Below are 19,816 nucleotides of genomic sequence, written 5' to 3'. Positions count from 1 at the left end.
GGGTCACCTCTCCTTCTGGTAGGTCTTGCCGACGGTCTCGGCGTAGGTCTGTGACTGTTTCAAGGCGTCGGTGACGCTGATCTGTCCCGCGATGGCAGCCGAGATCTGTTGGCTCACGCGCGTTCCGAGATCCTGGAACTCCGGGATCGCGAGGAACTGCACCCCGGTGTAGGGCACGGGCTCCAGCGCAGGCTTGAGCTGGTCGGCCGCCTTCATGGCCGACAGCGTCGGCTCGGCGTAGGCCGTCGACACCGCCTTGTAGGCAGGCAGCTGGTAGGTCGAGAGTCGGCTGCCGGGTGGGACGTGACTGGCGCCGAGCTTCTCGGCGACGTAGGAGATGTACTTCTTGTTCGTCATCCAGTTGATGAACTTCCAGGCGTCGTCCTTTTTCTTGCTGCTCGACGGGATGCCGAGCGACCAGGTGTAGAGCCAGCCGTTGTTGCCCTTGGCCATACTGGGTGCCTGGGCGTAGCCGACATCGCCGGCGATGGTGGAGGTGTCCGGGCTCTCCAGCACCGAGACGGCCGACGTCGCGTCGTACCACATGGCGGTCTGGCCCTGGGACAACAGGTTTCCGCATTCCTGGAAGCCCGATGATGCCGCGCCGGGCTCGCCGTACTTGCGGACGGTGTCCACGTAGAACTTCACGGCCGCCGTGACCTGCGGGCTGGTGAGCTGCGCGTTCCAGTTCTCGTCGTACCAGCGACCGCCGAAGGCGTTGATGACGGTGTCGAGCGGTGCGAGCACCTCGCCCCACCCGGGCTTGCCGCGCAGACAGATACCGGAGACGTTGCCGCGGTTGAGCTTCGCGGCGACCTCGGCGACCTGCGGCCAGGTCGGCTTCGCGGGCAGGCTCACGCCGGCCTGCGCGAACATCTTCTTGTTGTACATGAGGAACGAGGACTCGCCGTAGAACGGTGCGGAGTACATCCCGCCCTTGTAGGACAGGGCGTCCTTGAGGGTGGGGATGAAGTCGTTCGCGTCGTAGTCGGGCACCGAGTCCATATATGGCGTGAGGTTCACCAACCACCCGTTCTCGGCCCACTGCTTGGTCTCGTAGTTGCTGATCATCACCACGTCGAACTCGCCGCCGCCGGTGGACACCGATGCGGTGATCTTGGCGCGGGCCTGGTTCTCCGACAGGGTGACGAACTTGAGCTTGACCCCGGGGTTGTCCTTCTCGAACTGGCCCGACAGCGAGATGGCGTCGGTCATCTGCGAATTGGAGACCAGGGCGATGGTGACCGACTCGCCGCCACCGTCGGTGAACGAGCCCGCGCCCGCACATCCGGTGGCCGCGAGACCTATGGTCACCGCCATGGCGACACCCGCCGTCATGCGGCGTCGGGACCATCGGCGCCCGGCGCCCCTGGTCGTGAGTTGTTCAGTCACCGTTGACCTTTCTGTTCTGTGAGCAGCCAGTGAGCGGTGTCGAGGTCGGTGACCAGGATGGTCGCGAACCCGCCTCGCAGTGCTCCGAGGATCGACTCCTGGCGATGGGCTCCGCCGGAGACGAGGATGGTGGTCGCGCAGTCGTGGACGCAGGGCAGCGGCACCGACACGGTGCGTCCCACGAGCGACGACGCGACGGGGATGCCGTCGATGTCGTAGAAGCGGCCGCCGATCTCGCCGACGGCGCCGAGATCGGTCAGTTCGTCGAGCACGGCCGCGTCGATGAACGCACCCTCGAACAGCGTGGTCGAGGTCGACACCGATCCGACGCCGAAGAGCATCACGTCGGCGTTCTCGGCCGCCCGCAACGGCTGCGACAGGATCGAGTCACGCTGCATCGCCGCGACGGTGTCGATGTCGGCGTAGAGCGGTGCGATGAGTCGCATCGGTTGTGCGCGGAGCTGTTCGGCGAATCGGGACAGAGCCTGATCGACACCGGTGTGGTACTCGACCGACGTCATGGAACCGTCCATCTGCACCACGCGGCGACACGATGCGGTCCGGTTCGACAGGCCGTCGGCGACGGCCAGCTGTTCGGGACCCCACGTGAACCCGAGGGTGTCGGTCGGGTTGATGCGACGGGCCAGCACCGACGATCCGGCGCGACCGAGCGCGGCGTCGCCCGACGCCGTCCCGTCGGCGGGGGAGTCCATGATGAACACCTCGTCGAGGCCGAATGCCGTCTCGACGGCACGTTCGGTCTCGGGATAGATCGATGCGCCCACGCCGGCGGGCGCGGCGACGGTGACCGTGACCAGACCCTGGGCCCGGGCACGTGCCACGAGGCGTCCGGCGGTGGGCCGCGAGACCCCCAGTCGTGCGGCGATCTCGGCCTGGGTGGCGCCCTCGAGGTGGTACATCGTGGCCGCGCGCAACAGCAGTCGCACGTCCTGGCCCGTCTCGGTCCCGGCGCTCCCCGACTGCGGGAACTGACGCGGGGCCTGCGGTGCGGTCATCGGTGACCTCCTTCACACTGAGGGTGAGCAAATGCTCACTGGCGGTTCATATGTTCAGTACGCTAGCATCTGGAATGTGACGCACACAACACTTTCACCGGCGAATCCGGATTTTCCCCACACGATGACCGCCTCGGTGCTGGTCGAGACCGGGCGTGTGGAGACCGAGACCCGGCCCGTCCCGACCCCGGGGCCCGGCGACGTCCTGGTCGAGATCGCCGCGGTCGGCGTCTGCGGCTCCGACGCGCACTACTACCGCCACGGCCGTATCGGCGACCACGTGGTGACGGCCCCGATGGTCTTGGGCCATGAGGCGTCCGGGCGGATCGTCGCTGTGGGACAGGGGATCTCGGAGTCGAGGATCGGCGAGCGTGTGTCGATCGAACCCCAACGCCCCGACCCGAATTCGGCGGAGTCACGTCGCGGCGACTACCACCTGTGTCCGCACATGGAGTTCTATGCGACCCCGCCCATCGACGGTGCGCTCGCCCAGTACGCGACCATCGGTGCGGCCTTCGCCCACCCGGTGCCGGACTCCGTCACAGACGTGGCCGCCGCACTGTTCGAACCCCTCTCGGTGGGGATCGCGTCGATCCGCAAGTCCGGCGTCACCGTCGGCGGATCGGTGTTGATCGCCGGGGCGGGTCCGATCGGATTGGTCTGCGCGCAGGTCGCGCGCGCGCACGGGGCCACCCGGATCGTGGTGTCCGACATCGATCCCGCCCGACTCGACACCGCCACACGATTCGGTGCGACGACCACCGTCGGTCCGGACGAGGTCGCCGACCTCGAGCCGGTGGACGCGTTCGTCGACGCCTCCGGTGCGCCGTCGGCCATCATCGCGGGGATCGGCGCGGTGCGCCCCGCCGGGCGGGTCGTCCTCGTCGGTATGGGTGCCTCCGACCTCACGATCCCGGTGTCGATCGTGCAGAACCGCGAACTCGTCCTCACCGGCGTCTTCCGCTACGCCAACACCTGGCCCACCGCCACCGCGCTGGTGACCGCGGGGCTGGTCGACCTCGACGCCATGGTCACCGGGCGTTTCGCGCTCGACGAGGTGGCCGACGCCCTCGACGCCGACCGCGTCGCGGGCAGTATCAAGGCGGTGGTCTTCCCCCAGCGTCTCGCCCGCGAAGGGGCCATGACGGAAGACGGGACAACAGCGCAGCGGGCATCGGATCAGCAGACATCAGGACACGGGGAACGGAACGAGGAGATGGCGTCATGACGCAGACGATCGACGGTGCATCGGCGGGGCCGGTCACCACGCTCGATGACGAGCACCTCGGAGAGATCGCATCGGTCACGGTGCCGCAATACGCGCGGCACGAGAACCCCTGCGGCATCGTCCACTTCGGGGTCGGAGGATTTCACCGGGCCCATCAGGCGATGTACGTCGATCGTCTGCTCGCCGCGACACCCTCGCCGCCGTGGTCGATCTGCGGGGTCGGTGTGCTCCCGGGCGACGCGAGGATGCGCGATGCGCTCGCGCCGCAGGACGGGCTCTACACGCTCACGCTGAAACACCCCGACGGCGTCGTCGAGACCTCGGTCATCGGGTCGATCGTGGACTACCTCTTCGCCCCGGACGACCCGGAGAAGGTCATCGAGACGATGGCGGCGCCGACCACACGCATTGTCTCGCTGACCGTCACCGAGGGTGGGTACAACATCTCGAGCTCGACCGGTGAGTTCGACTTGTCGGCACCCGACGTCGCGGCCGATCTCGTCCCGAACGCGATCCCGCGCACCACGTTCGGACTGATCACCGAGGCGTTGCGGCGACGTCGCGCCCGCGGCATCGCGTCGTTCACGGTGATGTCGTGTGACAACATCCCCGGCAACGGTCACATGGCGCGCCGGGTGTTCACCGCCTTCGCCGGCGCCGCCGATCCCGAACTCGCCGAATGGATGGACCTGCACACCGCGTTCCCCAACTCGATGGTCGACCGCATCACCCCGGCCACGCCTCCCGGACTGGCCGACGAGGTCGCCGCGCGCACCGGCATCGCCGACCGGTGGCCGGTGGTGGCCGAGCCGTTCACCCAGTGGGTTCTCGAGGACGAGTTCTCCGCAGGGCGGCCGGCGTTCGAGGCGGTCGGTGTGCAGATGGTCGCCGACGTCGCGCCGTACGAACTGATGAAGCTGCGGTTGCTCAACGCAGGCCACCAGGCGCTGTGCTACTTCGGCCATCTCCTGGGCCATCGGCTGGTCGACGAGGCGGCTCGGGATCCGCTGCTGGAGAAACTGCTGCGCACCTACATGCAGGACGAGGGACGCCCCACGCTCGCCGCCGTCCCGGGAGTCGACCTAGACGACTACATCGACACCCTTCTCGAGCGATTCGCCAATCCCGCGATCGGCGACACCATCGCGCGGCTGTGTGCCGAGTCCTCCGACCGCATCCCGCAATGGCTGGTGCCGGTCATCGGCGAACGTCTCGACGCCGGCGGCTCGGTCGCGTGCTCGGCCGCGGTCGTGGCGGCGTGGACCCGGTACGCCGAGGGGGTCGACGAGCAGGGCGAGCCCATCGACATCGTCGATCAGCGCAAGGACGTGCTGATGCCGTTGGCGCAGGCCAGTCGGACCGATCCCCGCGCCTTCGTCGGCGTCACCGACCTCTTCGGCGATCTCGCCGACCGCGCGGACTTCATGGAGCCCTACACGTGGGCGCTGCGGAGCCTGCGCGAGAGCGGTGCCCGCGACACGCTGGTCGCTCTGCTCGGGGACTCGTAGCGACGCACCGGCGGGCGGTGGGTCACCGGTAGGTCTGCGCCTGCGCGGCGCGGTACTGCTCGAGGATGGCCGGGGCGTGCTCGGCCTCGAACCGCTCGGTTGTCGACAGCGCCCACCGCGGTGGGGCGTCGGCGCCGGTCAGCGCCCACGCGGCCTGGCGTGCGGCGCCGTCGGCGACGTACTCACCCGGTTCGGGTACCAGTACCGGCAGGCCGAAGACGGCCGGGGCGATCTCGCGGACCGCGCGGGAACGGACCCCGCCGCCGACGAGGATGACGCGCTGGGCGCGGACGCCCTGGGCGACGATGAAACCGAGGCCGTCGGCGAGGGAACACAGCAGACCCTCCACGGCGGCGCGCGCGATGGTCGCCGGGGTGGAGTTGGCGACCGAGAGGCCGGCCAGGGTCGCGCGCGCGTCGGGGAGGTTCGGCGAGCGTTCGCCCTCGAAGTACGGGATGAGAGACGCCCCACCCGATCCCGGCTGCGCCGAGAGCGCGAGGTCGGCGAAGGTGTCGAGGTCGACGCCGAGCATCCGTGCGATCGACGCCAGCACCGGAGCCCCGTTGAGAGTGCAGACCAACGGCAGTTGGCGTCCGGTCGCATCGGCGAATCCCGCCACGTAGCCGTCCGCGTCGTGGGAGCCGACGTCGGTCACCGCCGACACGACACCCGATGTGCCGAGCGAGACGATGACATCTCCGGGTTGCGCGTCCAACGCCAGTGCGGCCGAGGCGTTGTCGCCTGCGCCTGCGCCGAGGCGGGCCCCGCCGCGGGTGTCGCCGGGGGAGTCGTGCGGGCCCAGGACCGCGGGGAGCATCGGTGTGCGACCGCGCAGGGCCATCGAGAGCAGGTCGTGGTCGTAGTCGCCGCTCACGGCCGAGAAGTAGCCGGTGCCGCTGGCGTCGCTGCGATCGGTGGTGAGGTCGGCGATGTCGGTGCTCCCGCGCAGTCGCCACGTCAGCCAGTCGTGGGGCAGGCAGACCGCGGCGGTCGCATCGGCGTGCCGGGGCTCGTTGTCGGCGAGCCACCGCAGTTTGGTCGCGGTGATCGACGCGACCGGGACCACGCCGATGCGCTCGGCCCAGGCCGCGGCACCACCGAGTTCGTCGATGAGGTCGTTCGCGGCGGGCGCCGAGCGGGTGTCGTTCCACAGCAGCGCATCCCGGACCGGGTTCCCGGTCTCGTCGAGACAGATCATGCCGTGTTGTTGTGCGCCGACCGCGACCGCGTCGACGTCGTCGAGACCGCCGGCGGCGCCGATCGCGGCGTCCATCGCCCGCAACCACTCGCGGGGATCGATCTCGGTGCCGGCCGGGTGATCGGCACGCCCGGACCGGATGAGGGTTCCGTCGTCGGCGTCGCGGACGACGACCTTGCACGATTGAGTCGACGAGTCGATTCCGGCGACGAGCCCCACGGCGGTTCCTCTCAGGCGACGCGTTCGAGAACGGCGACGGGTCCGGCGGACCACAGCGTCGCCACGTCGACGGTACCGACCGCGGCGGCACCGGTGATGGGCGAACGCCACCTGCCCTCGGGGAGTTCGACGGTCGTCCCGGTCGGATCACCGAGGCGTTCGATCGCAACCGGCGCGGCCACCACGACCACGTCGAGGTCGTCGGCGTGGCCGCGGGCGAACGCGATGACCTTGTCGGCAGCCGGGCCGTTGCCGGAGAGCGGCACGTATCGACCACCGGGACCGAAGGATTCGCGGTGCCCGCGTCGGACGGCCAGCGCGACGGTGACCATCGCGGTCTTGGGGTGATCGAGGGACTGTGTGTAGTCGACCGGCCGGCGATTGTCGGGGTCGACGAGGCTGTCCTCGAACCACTCGGTGCCCTGGTAGACGTCGCCGAAGCCGGGCATGAACAGTCCCAGCGCCTTGTGGACGACGCAGGCGTCGACGATGTCGGTCCGCAGATCGGCCACGAGCGTCGCGATGTCGGCGCCCACGGGTCCGTCGAGCACGGCGTCGACCCAGGCGTGCACCCGCGCCTCGACCTCGGAGTCGACCCTTGTCCATGTGGTGATCGTCCCGGCCTCGCGTATCGCCTTGGTCGTGTAGTCGTGCAGGCGCTCGCGAAGAGCGGTCGAGACGATCCCGCCGTCGAGGGGCCACACTCCGATGATGTTCTGCAGCAGGAACAGTCCGGTGGTCGCCTCCGGTGGCGGGGTCGTCGACACCATCCGGTCGACCACCGCCCTCCATCGGTCCGGGTGGTGGGTCAGCAGGCCGATGCGCGCACGGACATCCTCGCCGCGTTTGGTGTCGTGGGTCGACAGTGTCGTCATCGACGACGGCCAGTCACGGGCACGGGCGACGCAGAAGGCGTGGAAATCGGCGACCGAGGTACCGAACAGGCCGGGGTCACCCCCCACCTCCTGCAGGCTGACCAGGCGCGCGGTCCGGTAGAAGAGGCAGTCCTCGACACTCTTCGCCGTCGTCGCGCCGCAGACCTGGGCCAGCCGCGCCGACGCCTCGCCGTCGACGGCCACCGCGGCCTCGATGGTGTCGAGCGCGGCCGACAGCTCGGGACGGCGGCGTTCCACCTCGGCGAAGGTGTCGATGAGGCGCTGGCGCAGGGTTGGATAGTCGGCGCGGTACACGCCGAGTGACGCCACCACCTCGCCGATCGCGGCGTCGAGGTCGGCCGTGTCCACCGGCGGAGCGCCGGCGTCGATGGTCGCGACGATCGCGCGCCGCAGACGCGCGCGCTCGGCGCTGAACAACTCCGAGAGGGTGTCGAGCTTGATGGCGTGTTCGTGCTCGTCGATCCAGGCCCGGTCGCCGGCGTTGCCGGTGACCGAACGGTGCACATCGGTGAACGCCTCGGCGGCCGAGCTGTCGATCAGCACACCGTCGAGCACACGGAGTGCCTCGTAGCCGGTGGTCCCGTCGACCGGCAGTGACGGGTCGAGATCCTCGTCGGTGGAGAGGATCTTCTCGATCAGCAGCAGCCGGTCCTCGCCGATGTCGGCTCGCAGGCGGGCGAGGTAGCCCACCGGGTCGGTCAGACCGTCGGGATGGTCGACGCGCAGGCCGTCGGTGAGATCCTCCTCGATCAACCGACGCACCAGGGCGTGCGTCGCGTCGTAGACCGCGGGGTCCTCCTGCCGCATCCCGGCCAGGCCGTTGACGGCGAAGAACCGTCGGTACCCGATGAGGCCGGCGTCCCAGGGCACCAGGCGGTAGTGCTGCGCATGGTGGGCGGCGCGCGCATCGGTGGTGTCGGTGCCGGGTGCCAGCGGGAACCGGTGCTCGTAGAACGCCAGTTCCGGTGTCGCAGAGGTGGTGTCGATGGTGAGTGCATCGACGTCGGAGGCGTTGCCGAGAACCGGCAACGCGATGCGGCCGTCGACGCCGTTGTCGCTGCTCAAGTCGATGTCGAAATACGGGGCGTACTCCGAGTCACGACCGTGGGTGAGCACGTCCCACCACCACGGGTTCTGTCGAGGGTCCTCGACACCGGTGTGGTTGGGCACGATGTCGACGATGATGCCCAGCCCGGCCGATCGTGCGGCGGTGCGCAGCGCGCGCAGGCCGTCGAGCCCACCGAGGACCGGCGACACCTCCGGCGGCGGCACCCAGTCGTATCCGTGCGTCGACCCGGCCATCGCGGTGCCTATCGGCGACAGGTACAGGTGACTGACACCCAACGCGGCGATGTGCGGGAGCAGATCGACTACGTCGGCGAAGGTGAGGTCGGCGGTCAGCTGCAGACGGTAGGTCGCGACGAACGCGGGTCGCGATGGGGCAGAGGTGGTCTCGGCGCCACCCGCGGCCGCGGTGCCGGCCACCGCTCAGCCGACCTTGCGGAGCACGAGCAGCGAGCGGTCGCGCACGGTCACCGTGTGTCCGTGCGACGCGGCGACGGTGGTCGTGCCGGTGGCCGACGCAGAGTCGAGCACTCCGACCCACTCCGAGCCGTAGTAGCTCGACGGGAGGACGAAGTCGAGCGGTTCGTGATGAGCGTTGAAGCACAACAGGAACGTGTCGTCGACGACGGGGCGGCCACGAACATCCTTCTCGCCGATGCCTTCTCCGTTGAGGTAGACCGCGAGGCTCTTGCCGAAGCCCGAGTCCCAGTCCTCCTCGTTCATCTCCGCGCCGGCCGGGGTGAGCCACGCGATGTCGCGAGCCTGATCGCCCGAGCGGATGGGTCGCCCGGCGAAGAAGCGCCGACGCCGGAACACGGGGTGTTCGGCGCGCAGCGCGATCGCCGCGCGGGTGAAGGTGACCAGGTCGGAGTTCTTCTCCGCCAGCGACCAGTCCATCCACGACAGTTCGGAGTCCTGGCAGTAGACGTTGTTGTTGCCCTGCTGGGTGCGGCCCATCTCGTCACCGTGGGCGATCATCGGCGTGCCCTGACTGAGCACGAGCGTCGCGAGGATGTTGCGCTGCTGGCGTCCACGCAACTCCTCGATCTGCGGGTCGTCGGTCGGGCCTTCGACCCCACAGTTCCAGGACCGGTTGTGACTCTCGCCGTCGCGGTTGTCCTCGCCGTTCGCCTCGTTGTGTTTCTCGTTGTAGGACACCAGGTCCCGCAGGGTGAAACCGTCGTGGGCGATGACGAAGTTGATGCTGGCTCCGGGGCGACGTCCGGTGTCCTCGTACAGGTCCGACGAGCCGGTGAGCCGGGAGGCGAACTCGCCCAGGGTCGCCGGCTCTCCACGCCAGTAGTCGCGCACGGTGTCGCGGTACTTGCCGTTCCACTCCGTCCACAGGCCAGGGAAGTTGCCGACCTGGTAGCCGCCCTCGCCGACGTCCCACGGTTCGGCGATCAGCTTGACCTGGCTGACCACCGGATCCTGTTGCACGAGATCGAAGAAGGCCGAGAGCTTGTCGACATCGTGGAGCTCGCGGGCGAGCGTCGAGGCGAGGTCGAAGCGGAAGCCGTCGACGTGCATCTCGAGCACCCAGTACCGCAGCGAGTCCATGATCAGCTGCAGCGTGTGCGGATGGCGCACGTTGAGGCTGTTGCCGGTCCCGGTGTAGTCCATGTACATCTCGGGCTCGCCGTCGACGAGCCGGTAGTACGCGGCGTTGTCGATGCCGCGCATACAGATCGTGGGGCCCATGTGGTTGCCCTCGGCGGTGTGGTTGTAGACCACGTCGAGGATGACCTCGATACCCGCCTCGTGGAACGCGCGGACCATCGCCTTGAACTCGGTGACCTCACCGCCGGCACGCTTGTTCGCCGCGTACCCGCCGTGCGGGGCCAGGAAGCCGAAGCTGTTGTAGCCCCAGTAATTCCGCAACCCCTGGTCGAGGAGCGTCTGATCCTGCAGGAACTGATGCACCGGCATCAGTTCGATCGCGGTGACGCCGAGATCGGTGAGGTGATCGATGATCGCCGGATGCGCCAGGCCGGCGTAGGTGCCGCGCAGCTGCTCGGGCACCTCCGGATGCGTCGCGGTCATTCCCTTGACATGCGCCTCGTAGATGACGGTCTCGTGGTACGGCCGGTTGGGCGCGCGATCGTGCTGCCAGTCGAAGAACGGGTTGATGACGACCGACGTCATCGTGTGGCCGAGGGAGTCGAGAGCCGGGAGGCCGGGGACCTCGGGGTCGGCGAAGTCGGCGTCGATGGCGTTGCCGTCGTGGACCGATTCCTCCTCGGGCTCGACCGGTTCGGGTTCGGGTTCGACCGGCGCCACCGCCTCGGCCTGTCTCTGCTGCTGCTGGGGTGCGGTCGCGACGCCGTCGCCGACCTCGGTGACCGGTTGCTCGACGGTGTCGGCCGTGGCCTCGTCGTCGGTGCGGTCCTCGTCGCCGGGGAGCTCGATCGGGTAGGAGTACAGCGAGCGATCGCCGTCGAACTCGCCGAAGAACGATTTCCCGTACGGATCGACGAGCAGCTTCGACGGGTCGCACCGCAGCCCGTTCGTCGGGTCGTAGGGGCCGTGGACGCGGAACCCGTAGCGCTGGCCGGGGGAGATCGACGGCAGGTAGCAGTGCCACACGTAGCCGTCGACCTCGTCGAGCCGGATACGCGTCTCGGAGCCCTCGGGGGAGATCAGGCACAACTCGACCGCGGTCGCGACCTCGGAGAACACCGAGAAGTTGGTCCCGGCGCCGTCGTAGGTGGCGCCGAGGGGATAGGCCGTCCCGGGCCAGACCATCAGCTGGTCGGGGGCCGGGGTCACCGGCCCGGCGGAGGCGGTGTCGGTCGGGGCCGTGGCACCGGTGTCGGTGGTGCCGGGAGCTTCGGTCATTCCCACCCTCGCGAGTTCATGTACCGACACTAGCCGCCACGGGCGGTGTGCTCATCTCGGACCGGTACGCATCACAGGCTCCGGTTCCGCGGCGGGCCCAGGCTGCGTTGCCGAAACAGGCTCAGGCCCAGGGGAACACGGCCTGCAGCTGACGCTGGAGCTCCGGGGCCAGGCTGCGCACGAAGGTGGCGCTGAGGTGATGCCAGTCGTGGTAGACGGTCACGTTGCCGATGATCGCGGGGCAGAAGGTGTCGTCACACCAACCCCGGCTCAGGTCGATCGGATGCAGGTTCGGGAACTGCGCGACCACGGCCTGGGTCGGGTTGACCGCCCCGTAGGCGGTGGAGCGGGAGGTGCCGCACGTCTTGGCGTTGCCGCCGTTGGCGAGGCAGGTGGGACTGTCGATCGCGCCCTTGCCGTTGTGCGGCCACACGCTGTCGCGTACGCCGAGGACGGGGATCCCGGCCCGGTTGAACTGATCGAAGATGCCCAGATAGTCCGGTGGCACCCACTCGCCGACGATGCCGTCGCGCGGACGGGTCGAGTTGGTGAACACGGCGTCGGGTCGGTCGGCGATGATCCGCCGCATCGTGCCGCGCACCCATTCGGCGCACTGGGGATAGGGGACGCCGTTCTCCTCCGGTGCCGGATCGGTCGAGAGGGGGCAGCCCATCTTGAGATAGGTGGTGACCTTGAAGTGGTACTGCTTGCCCAGCAGGTCGAGCGCGGAGATCCAGTACTCGGCGTGCGAGCCGCCGGCGAGTGCGATGGTGCGCGTCGCGGTGGGGTCGCCGTAGACGCCGACGCGCAGCTCCGGGTCGGTGAAGTTGCTGATGAAGCCGTCGTAGGAGGTCTCGGGCAGGTCCTTGAGGACCTCGAGGGCCTTCGGGACGGGGTCGACGTGGGGGACCGGTGCGCCCTCGAGGAACGCCCGCGCACCGGGATAGATCGCCGGGTCGAGGTTGCGGGTGTCGACGGTGATGCCGTCGACGTGTCCCTCCCAGGCGGTGATCCCGACCCCCGCCACCAGCACGCCCACCACGAGCAGCGAGGTCAGCACGCCCGCATAGGAGACCGCACGACGCGCGCGACGATGGCGGGCCCGGCCGCCGAGCACCGGGTCGCGCAGCGAGGCGGCGGTGCCCGCACCGTCGGCGAGACGATGGTCGGTGCCTGTGCCGGAGGTGCTCGCCGAGCGCGGTGCGCGCAGTGGATCCTCGACCCACCGCTTCGTCGACCAGGCCAGTCCGATCGACACGGCGATCAGCGCGACACCCTCGACGAACGACGCCGAGTTCTTCTGCCGCCAGGCCAGATAGAAGATCAGCAGCGGCCAGTGCCACAGGTACAGCGCGTAGGAGATCGAACCGAGCCACACCGGGAACCGCGAGGCCAGGCCGCGGTTGACGACGGGCATCGCGACACGGTCACCGCGTTGGGTCGCGGTGGCACCGGACCAGATGATCGCCAGCGTCGCGAGGACGGGCACGAGGGCCAGCGGTCCGGGGTAGGACTCGACGCCGACGATCCACCACCCGCAGGTGACGATGAGCCCGAGCGCGGCGACGGCGACGGCGTTGCGGATCCAGACCGGCACGCGCACGCGGGGCATCCACACCGCGAGCAGTCCGCCGGCGAGAGGTTCCCAGGTCCGCGCGATCGTGTCGTAGTAGTTGAACGGCTGGTTGATCGGCATCCGCATGTGCGCCCAGTAGAACGACACGGCCGCGACGGCGAGGATGGCGAGGGCGACGATCGCCCGGATGACCGCGGGCCGGCGCACCGCCGGCAGCACCGACGAGACCAGCTTGAGGAGCCCGGCGAACGCCAGCGCGGTGAGGATGGTGACGACGAAGAACTGGCCCTGCACCGACATCGACCACAGGTGCTGCAGCGGACTGTTCGCCGAGCTGGCCGCGGTGTAGTCCTGGGAATTGAAGGCCAGGAACCAGTTCTGGTAGTACAGCGCGCTCGCGATCACCTCACGTCCGGTCGCGACCCAGCGGGTCTGCGGCAGGACGACGACGGTGAGGACCGTGACGACCAGGAGCACCGTGACGAGTGCGGGCAGCAGACGCCGGGCCAGACGGGTGAGACGACGCAGAGGGTTGACCGCCGTCGCGAGCGAGACCGACGGGCTCTGACTGACGATCACGTGCTTGAGCAGTGAACCGACGAAGAAGTAGCCCGAGAGGGTGAGGAACACGTCGACGCCACCGGAGACCCGGCCGAACCAGATGTGGAAGCAGGCGACCAGCGCGATCGCGATACCGCGGAGCCCGTCGAGGTCGGTGCGGTATGCCGACGCCGGATCGACGTTGGTCTGCGTCCGCTCCTCAGAGCGTGCCGGGGCGGTCACCACGTCGTCAGTCCCACTGCTCTCTCGCCGATCCACACAACTGTTCTTCGCGTTGCAATGTACCTTTCGCGCGCGTGAATTCCACGTCGGCAGCGCCCGGGCACGCCGGTCGGACCTGGCACAACGGCCCGATACGCTCGACCGATGTCCGTCGATCCACCCCCCGCCGTCGTCCTCGGCACCGTCGAGCCCCTGTCCGCGCAGGCCATCGTCGCGACCGATCGCGAACTGATCTGGCACCCCTACGGCTCGATGACCGCGAACACGTTCCCGCCGGTCGTGGTGGACTCCGCCCGCGGCACCCGGCTGCATCTCGCCGACGGCCGTTCCGTCGTCGACGGGATGAGTTCCTGGTGGGCCGCCGTCCACGGCTACGCCCACCCCGTGCTCGACGCGGCGGTACGCGCCCAGATCGAGAAGATGGCGCACGTGATGTTCGGTGGCCTCACCCACGAACCCGCGGCGCGACTGGCCCGTCTTCTCGTCGACATCACCCCCGGGCCCCTGCAGCGGGTGTTCTTCTGCGACTCGGGATCGGTCTCGGTCGAGGTAGCGGTGAAGATGGCGCTGCAGTACTGGCGCGGCCAGGGCGTCACCGGCCGACGTCGGCTGCTGACGTGGCGCGGCGGGTATCACGGCGACACGTTCACACCGATGAGCGTCTGCGACCCCGACGGCGGGATGCACGCGCAGTGGACCGGTGTCCTCACCGACCAGGTGTTCGCGCCCGCACCGCCCGCGCGATTCGACCCGGCCCACGTCGCCGAGGTCGAGCGTCTCGTGCGGACGCATCATGACGAGCTCGCGGCGATCATCGTCGAGCCCGTCGTCCAGGGCGCGGGTGGGATGCGGTTCCACGATCCGCGCTACCTCGTCGAACTGCGCCGCATCTGCGACGACCACGGCCTGCTGCTGATCTTCGACGAGATCGCCACCGGGTTCGGTCGCACCGGCGAACTGTTCGCCGCCGACCACGCGGGTGTCGCGCCCGACATCATGTGCGTCGGCAAGGCGCTCACCGGCGGCTACCTGTCGATGGCGGCCACGCTGTGCACCGCCGACGTCGCGACGGTGATCAGCGAGGGCGAGATGGGGGTCCTGGCGCACGGGCCGACCTTCATGGCGAACCCGCTCGCGTGCGCGGTGTCGGTCGCCTCGGTGCAGCTTCTTCTCGACGGCGACTGGCGCGCGCGGGTCGCCCACATCCACGACGTCCTGGCCGCGGGGCTCGAACCGCTGCGGACCCGCCCGGGTGTCGCCGACGTCCGGGTGCTCGGCGCGATCGGTGTGGTCGAACTCCACGAACCCGTCGACATGGCCGCAGCGACCACCGCCACCCTCGAGGCCGGTGCGTGGCTGCGACCGTTCGGGCGGCTGGTCTACACCATGCCGCCGTTCATCTGCGACGACGCCGACCTCGCGTCGATCGTCGCCGGCATCACCGCGGTCGTCGACACCCACGAGGCGGCGTCGGCCCCCGCGTGATGTGAGACGCTGATCGGCGATGACCGCCGGCGAGATCTCCGACCCGACCGTCCGGACCGCCTCGGCGCTGGACTGGCTCACCGAGGCTGCGCAGGTCCGCGAGAACGCCGGCCTGCACCGCGTCCTCGCCCCCCGCGGAGCCGACGACACCGCGCTCAACCTGGCCTCGAACGACTATCTCGGACTGTCGTCGGATCCCCGTGTCGTCGCCGGCGCGGTGGAGGCGACCACGCGCTGGGGTGCCGGCGCGACGGCGTCGCGGCTCGTGGTCGGGACCACCGCGGCGCACACCGCGCTCGAAGCAGATCTCGCCGACTTCCTCGGCACCGAATCGGCACTGGTGTTCTCCTCGGGATACCTCGCCAACGTCGGTGTCATCTCCTCGCTGATGGGTCGTGGCGATCTCATCGTCAGCGACGGAGGGGCGCACGCCTCCCTCATCGACGGATGCCGGCTGTCGCGGGCCCGGGTCGTGGTCACCGACCGCGGCGACCACCGGGCCGTCGCCGAGATCCTCGCCGCACGCACCGAGGCCCGCGCGATGGTCGTGACCGACTCGGTCTACAGCATCGACGGGGCCGTGGCGCCGGTCGCCGAACTGCACGACGCCGCGCGGGCGCACGGTGCGGTGCTCGTCGTCGACGAGGCGCACGCGCTCGGCGTGCGGGGCCGCGGTGGTCGGGGAGTCGTCGACGAACTCGGGCTCGCCGGGGCCGCCGATCTCGTGGTGACCGCCGTGCTCTCGAAGTCGCTCGGGTCGCAGGGCGGCGTGGTGGCCGCGTCGCAAGCCGTGCGCGATCACCTCGTCGACCGCGCACGCAGCTTCATCTTCGACACCGGTCTCGCACCGGCGGCCGTCGGTGCCGCGGCCGCCGCACTGCAGGTACTGCGGTCCGAGCCGACGCTGCCCGACCGGGTACGCGCCGCGGCCCGACGTCTCGCCGACCGGTGCGGCGCGCCCGTTCCCGACGGCGCGGTGGTGTCGGTCGTCATCGGTGAGCCGGCCGATGCGGTGGCCGTCGCGGCCGCCTGCCGCGACCGGGGGGTGCTCGTCGGGTGTTTCCGCCCGCCGTCGGTGCCGCCGGGCACCTCGCGCATCCGACTCACCGTGCGCGCCGACCTCACCGACGCCGAGATCGACCACGTCGCGCAGGTGCTCCACGACGCCCGCGCCGAGGTGACCGGAACACCCTCGCGAGGTGAGCGGTGACCGTCGTCGTGGTGACCGGTACGTCGACCGACGTCGGCAAGACCGTCGCGACCGCGGCCCTGGCCGCCACCGCGATGGAGGCCGGTCTGTCGGTCGCGGTGTGCAAACCCGTGCAGACCGGCATGGGCGCCGACGAACCGGGCGACCTCGCCGAGGTCGGGCGACTGGCCGGGGTGACCACGCTCGTCGAGTGCGCGCGCTATCCCGAACCGCTCGCCCCGGAGACCGCGGCGACCCGCGCCGGGATGCCCATGGTGGCGCTCGACGACATCACCGCCGCGGTGGCCGACGCGGCGGCCCGCCACGACCTCGTGCTGGTCGAGGGGGCCGGTGGCGTGCTCGTCCGCCTCGCCACCGACCTCACGATGCTCGACATCGCCACGGCCGTCGACGCGCCGGTCGTCGTCGTCGCCGACGGCGGGCTGGGCACGCTCAACCACACCGAACTCACCGTCGGTGCGCTGCGCGGGCGCGGCCTCACCACGGCCGGGATCGTGATCGGGTCGTGGCCGGCCGAGCCCGACCTCGCCACCCGCTGCAACCGCGACGACCTGCCGCGTCTGACCGGCGTGACGGTCGCCGGGGCGGTCCCCGCGGGTGCCGGCGCGATGACGCGACCGGAGTTCTGCGCGCAGGCGCCGTCCTGGTTCGACACCGAGTGGGTCACAGGACTCGTGTCGGGATAGGGCACACTGACCAGACATCCGCTGTCCGTACGACGTGATCGAGGAGGGCTTGTGACCCAGGCTCCTGTCCGCCAAGAAGTTCCCCAGACCGCTTCCGGTGCCGCTCCCGCGGTCCCCGGGGACGCGGCCGACATCCTCGAGGTGGCGCGTGCCCAGGTCCTCGAGGCCGGCGAGGCGTTGCGTCAGGATCAGGTGCTCGAGGTCCTCCGTCTCGGCGACGACCGCCTGACCGAGCTGTTGCAGCTCGCCCACGACGTGCGGATGAAGTGGTGCGGCCCGGAGGTCGAGGTCGAGGGGATCATCTCGCTGAAGACCGGCGGGTGCCCCGAGGACTGCCACTTCTGCTCGCAGTCGGGCCTGTTCACCTCTCCGGTGCGCAGCGCGTGGATCGACATCCCGTCGCTGGTCGAGGCGGCCAAGCAGACCGCGAAGACCGGTGCCACGGAGTTCTGCATCGTCGCGGCCGTCCGTGGCCCCGACAAGCGCCTGATGGCCCAGGTCGCCGCGGGCATCGAGGCCATCCGCAACGAGGTCGACATCCAGATCGCCTGCAGCCTCGGCATGCTCACGCAGGAGCAGGTCGACGAGCTCGCCGCGATGGGCGTCCACCGCTACAACCACAACCTCGAGACCGCACGGTCGCACTTCCCCAACGTCGTCACCACCCACACGTGGGAGGAGCGTGAGGGAACCCTGCGCATGGTCCGGGAGGCAGGCATGGAGGTCTGCTGCGGCGGCATCCTCGGCATGGGGGAGTCGCTCGAGCAGCGCGCGGAGTTCGCCGCCGATCTCGCGGCCCTCGAGCCCGACGAGGTGCCGCTGAACTTCCTCAACCCGCGTCCGGGTACGCCGTTCGGTGATCTCGACGTGCTGCCCGCGTCCGACGCGCTGCGTGCGGTCGCCGCGTTCCGGCTGGCCCTGCCCCGCACCATCCTGCGCTTCGCCGGCGGTCGCGAGATCACCCTCGGTGACCTCGGCGCCAAGCAGGGCATCCTCGGCGGCATCAACGCCGTCATCGTGGGTAACTACCTGACCACCCTGGGTCGCCCGGCCGAGGCCGATCTCGACCTGCTCGTCGATCTGCAGATGCCGATCAAGGCGCTCAACGACAGCATCTGACGGCGATCGCAGTCGATGGCCGTCGTGAACGCTGACCGGGATCCGGGTGCGGCTACCCCGCTGACCGTGCCGCTGTCGTACGCCGTCTATACGGGCATCCGTCTCGACACCCCGGGCGCCGAGAAGGTGCCCGCGGCAGCGCAACTCGGACTCGAGCCGCCGCGCTACTGCGGACAGTGCGGGCGTCGCATGGTCGTGCAGGTGGTCCCCGACGGGTGGACCGCCCGCTGCTCCCGACACGGCACCGTCGACTCCCACGCCCTCGGGTTCGCATGAGCGTCGATCCGACGGCCGGCCCACCCGTGCAGCCCGTGGCGGTGGACGAGCGCACGCACACCGAACTCATCGATCCCCGCGGCCTCGTCCTGCGTGCCCTGCCGGTCGCCGTCGCGATCGTGGTGCTCGGGGCCGTCGGCGGTGTCGTGTGGGGTCTCCTCACCCCGGGCGTCACCGGTGTCGTCGTCCGTCCCGGCCGAGCCGGGTCGCTGGGCGCCGACACGGTGCACCGCTTCGATGCCGTCGCGCTGTTCGCCTGCGTGAGCGGCGTCGTCGGTGTCGTCAGCGGCGTGGTCGCCTGGTGGGATCGTCGCCTGCGCGGGCCGGCGGCCGCGGTCCTCGCCACCGTCGCGTCGATGGCCGGTGCCGGCGTCGGGATCTGGCTCGGTGGCCTCGTCGCCGGTGCCCGACACGCCGGACCGGGCGACACCGCCGTCGGCGACTACTTCCAGACCGCGCCGTCGCTGCGCCTCGAATCGGCGCGCCTCGACATGTTCGGCGGCCTCGACCTGTCGTGGGCGCTGGTCGTCGTCGCACCCATCGGTGCTCTCGTGGTCTGCCTGGTGCTGCTGCTGTGCGACCGCGAGCCCGACCTCGGGGTGCCGGTCTCAGGCCGGCGGACGCAGGGTGGCGAACTCGTCGGTGACCCGTAACCCGTTCTCGGCGAAGCGGTAGAGCGCCGGTGGGCGACCACCGGAGCGACCCGTGCGTCCCGTGGTGCCGGTGGCGCCGACCACCCCGCGCCGACTGAGGATCCGCAGCAGGTTCGTCGCGTCGACCGGGTATCCCAGAGCGGCGCAGTAGATGTCGCTGAGCGTCGACATCGAGAACTCGCGCGGTGCCAGTGCGAATGCGATGTTGGTGTAGGAGAGCTTCGCGGCCAGTCGGCTTCGCGCCTGGGTCACGATCGCGCGGTGGTCGAAACTCATCTCCGGCAGGTCGTCGACCGGGTGCCACCGGGTGTCGTCGGGGAGGTTCGCCGTGGAATCCGACCGCACGAGACCGAGATACGTCGAGGCGATCACGCGCGGACCGGGAACGCGGTCGGGCGCGGAGAACACCGACAGTTGCTCGATGTGCGCCACCTCGCGCAGATCGACCTTCTCGGCCAGCTGACGACGCGCCGACGCCGTGAGGTCCTCGTCGGCGCCCAGCACGCCGCCGGGCAGCGACCACGTGCCCTGCTGCGGATCACGTGCGCGTTGCCACAGCAACACCGAGAGATGGGGTGTGCACTGCTCGAGCGGGGTCCGCACGGCGAACACGGCACTGAGCACCTCGTGGATGATGCCCGACGCCTCCATGGCGCACAGTCTATGTC

General features: G+C 69.9%; 15 protein-coding genes and 1 pseudogene. 8 read left to right on the top strand and 8 right to left on the bottom strand.

What is annotated here, in order from left to right:
* Nucleotides 1-3: 3 nt before the first annotated feature.
* Entirely contained in the window at nt 4-1,320 is a 1,317-nt protein-coding gene (locus ASG12_RS12060; protein ID WP_235456707.1) for an ABC transporter substrate-binding protein, read from the bottom strand.
* A gap of 68 nt (nt 1,321-1,388) precedes the next feature.
* Complete coding sequence (locus tag ASG12_RS12055; protein ID WP_055789815.1) at nt 1,389-2,408, bottom strand: sugar-binding transcriptional regulator; 1,020 nt, start codon at nt 2,406-2,408, stop codon at nt 1,389-1,391.
* A 124-nt stretch (nt 2,409-2,532) separates the two neighbouring features.
* Between ASG12_RS12055 and ASG12_RS12050 the strand changes: the two genes are divergently transcribed.
* Nucleotides 2,533-3,636 carry an NAD(P)-dependent alcohol dehydrogenase gene (locus tag ASG12_RS12050; RefSeq protein WP_082501936.1) on the top strand — a complete coding sequence of 368 codons (1,104 nt, stop codon included), beginning with the start codon at nt 2,533-2,535 and terminating at the stop codon, nt 3,634-3,636.
* On the opposite strand, the pseudogene ASG12_RS22335 reads toward ASG12_RS12050, so the two are convergent.
* Nucleotides 3,587-3,754, bottom strand: a pseudogene (locus ASG12_RS22335) (hypothetical protein); the annotation flags it as partial. The gene ASG12_RS12050 and the pseudogene ASG12_RS22335 sit on opposite strands and share 50 nt — an antisense overlap.
* Between ASG12_RS22335 and ASG12_RS12045 the strand changes: the two are divergent.
* Nucleotides 3,717-5,144: a mannitol dehydrogenase family protein gene (locus ASG12_RS12045; protein WP_443089091.1), complete on the top strand. Its 1,428-nt coding sequence runs from the start codon at nt 3,717-3,719 to the stop codon at nt 5,142-5,144. The pseudogene ASG12_RS22335 and the gene ASG12_RS12045 sit on opposite strands and share 38 nt — an antisense overlap.
* A 22-nt stretch (nt 5,145-5,166) precedes the next feature.
* Here ASG12_RS12045 and ASG12_RS12040 read toward each other — a convergent pair whose 3' ends face one another.
* From ASG12_RS12040 to ASG12_RS12025, 4 genes are all read right to left on the bottom strand, one after another.
* Nucleotides 5,167-6,561 (bottom strand): xylulokinase, encoded by a 1,395-nt coding sequence (locus ASG12_RS12040; RefSeq protein WP_055789807.1) that lies wholly within the window; start codon nt 6,559-6,561, stop codon nt 5,167-5,169.
* A gap of 11 nt (nt 6,562-6,572) precedes the next feature.
* Nucleotides 6,573-8,942: a malto-oligosyltrehalose synthase gene (treY, locus tag ASG12_RS12035; protein ID WP_082501935.1), complete on the bottom strand. Its 2,370-nt coding sequence runs from the start codon at nt 8,940-8,942 to the stop codon at nt 6,573-6,575.
* Nucleotides 8,943-8,945: 3 nt separating this feature from the next.
* Nucleotides 8,946-11,267, bottom strand: coding sequence for a glycogen debranching protein GlgX (glgX, locus tag ASG12_RS12030; protein WP_055790764.1), 2,322 nt, complete (start codon nt 11,265-11,267; stop codon nt 8,946-8,948).
* A 214-nt stretch (nt 11,268-11,481) separates the two neighbouring features.
* Nucleotides 11,482-13,722, bottom strand: a complete 2,241-nt coding sequence (locus tag ASG12_RS12025; RefSeq protein WP_082501933.1) for an acyltransferase family protein — start codon at nt 13,720-13,722, stop codon at nt 11,482-11,484.
* A 141-nt stretch (nt 13,723-13,863) separates the two neighbouring features.
* On the opposite strand from ASG12_RS12025, the gene ASG12_RS12020 reads away from it, so the two are divergent.
* Genes ASG12_RS12020 through ASG12_RS11995 form a run of 6 tightly spaced genes read left to right on the top strand, consistent with a single transcriptional unit; the run spans nt 13,864 to nt 19,148 of the window.
* The gene (locus ASG12_RS12020; protein WP_055789799.1) at nt 13,864-15,204 is read left to right on the top strand and encodes an adenosylmethionine--8-amino-7-oxononanoate transaminase; all 1,341 of its coding nucleotides are present in this window, start codon (nt 13,864-13,866) and stop codon (nt 15,202-15,204) included.
* Nucleotides 15,205-15,223: 19 nt separating this feature from the next.
* Nucleotides 15,224-16,414 carry an 8-amino-7-oxononanoate synthase gene (locus ASG12_RS12015; RefSeq protein WP_055789796.1) on the top strand — a complete coding sequence of 397 codons (1,191 nt, stop codon included), beginning with the start codon at nt 15,224-15,226 and terminating at the stop codon, nt 16,412-16,414.
* Nucleotides 16,411-17,100, top strand: a complete 690-nt coding sequence (gene bioD / locus ASG12_RS12010) for a dethiobiotin synthase (protein WP_055789793.1) — start codon at nt 16,411-16,413, stop codon at nt 17,098-17,100. The genes ASG12_RS12015 and bioD overlap by 4 nt, the downstream gene beginning before the upstream one ends.
* 51 nt (nt 17,101-17,151) lie before the next feature.
* Complete coding sequence (bioB, locus tag ASG12_RS12005; protein WP_082501932.1) at nt 17,152-18,219, top strand: biotin synthase BioB; 1,068 nt, start codon at nt 17,152-17,154, stop codon at nt 18,217-18,219.
* 24 nt (nt 18,220-18,243) lie between these two features.
* Complete coding sequence (gene bsaP, locus ASG12_RS12000; protein WP_235456698.1) at nt 18,244-18,495, top strand: biotin synthase auxiliary protein BsaP; 252 nt, start codon at nt 18,244-18,246, stop codon at nt 18,493-18,495.
* Nucleotides 18,492-19,148, top strand: coding sequence for a DUF2567 domain-containing protein (locus ASG12_RS11995; protein ID WP_055789786.1), 657 nt, complete (start codon nt 18,492-18,494; stop codon nt 19,146-19,148). The genes bsaP and ASG12_RS11995 overlap by 4 nt, the downstream gene beginning before the upstream one ends.
* On the opposite strand, the gene ASG12_RS11990 is transcribed toward ASG12_RS11995, so the two are convergent.
* A complete protein-coding gene (locus ASG12_RS11990) occupies nt 19,104-19,799 on the bottom strand; it encodes an NUDIX hydrolase (protein ID WP_055789783.1) in 696 nt (231 codons plus the stop codon). The genes ASG12_RS11995 and ASG12_RS11990 overlap by 45 nt on opposite strands.
* Nucleotides 19,800-19,816: the final 17 nt, after the last annotated feature.

Source organism: Williamsia sp. Leaf354 (genome assembly GCF_001424365.1).
In the GTDB taxonomy this organism is placed as follows: Bacteria; Actinomycetota; Actinomycetes; order Mycobacteriales; family Mycobacteriaceae; genus Williamsia_A.
This window is presented reverse-complemented; position numbering and strand designations above follow the sequence as displayed.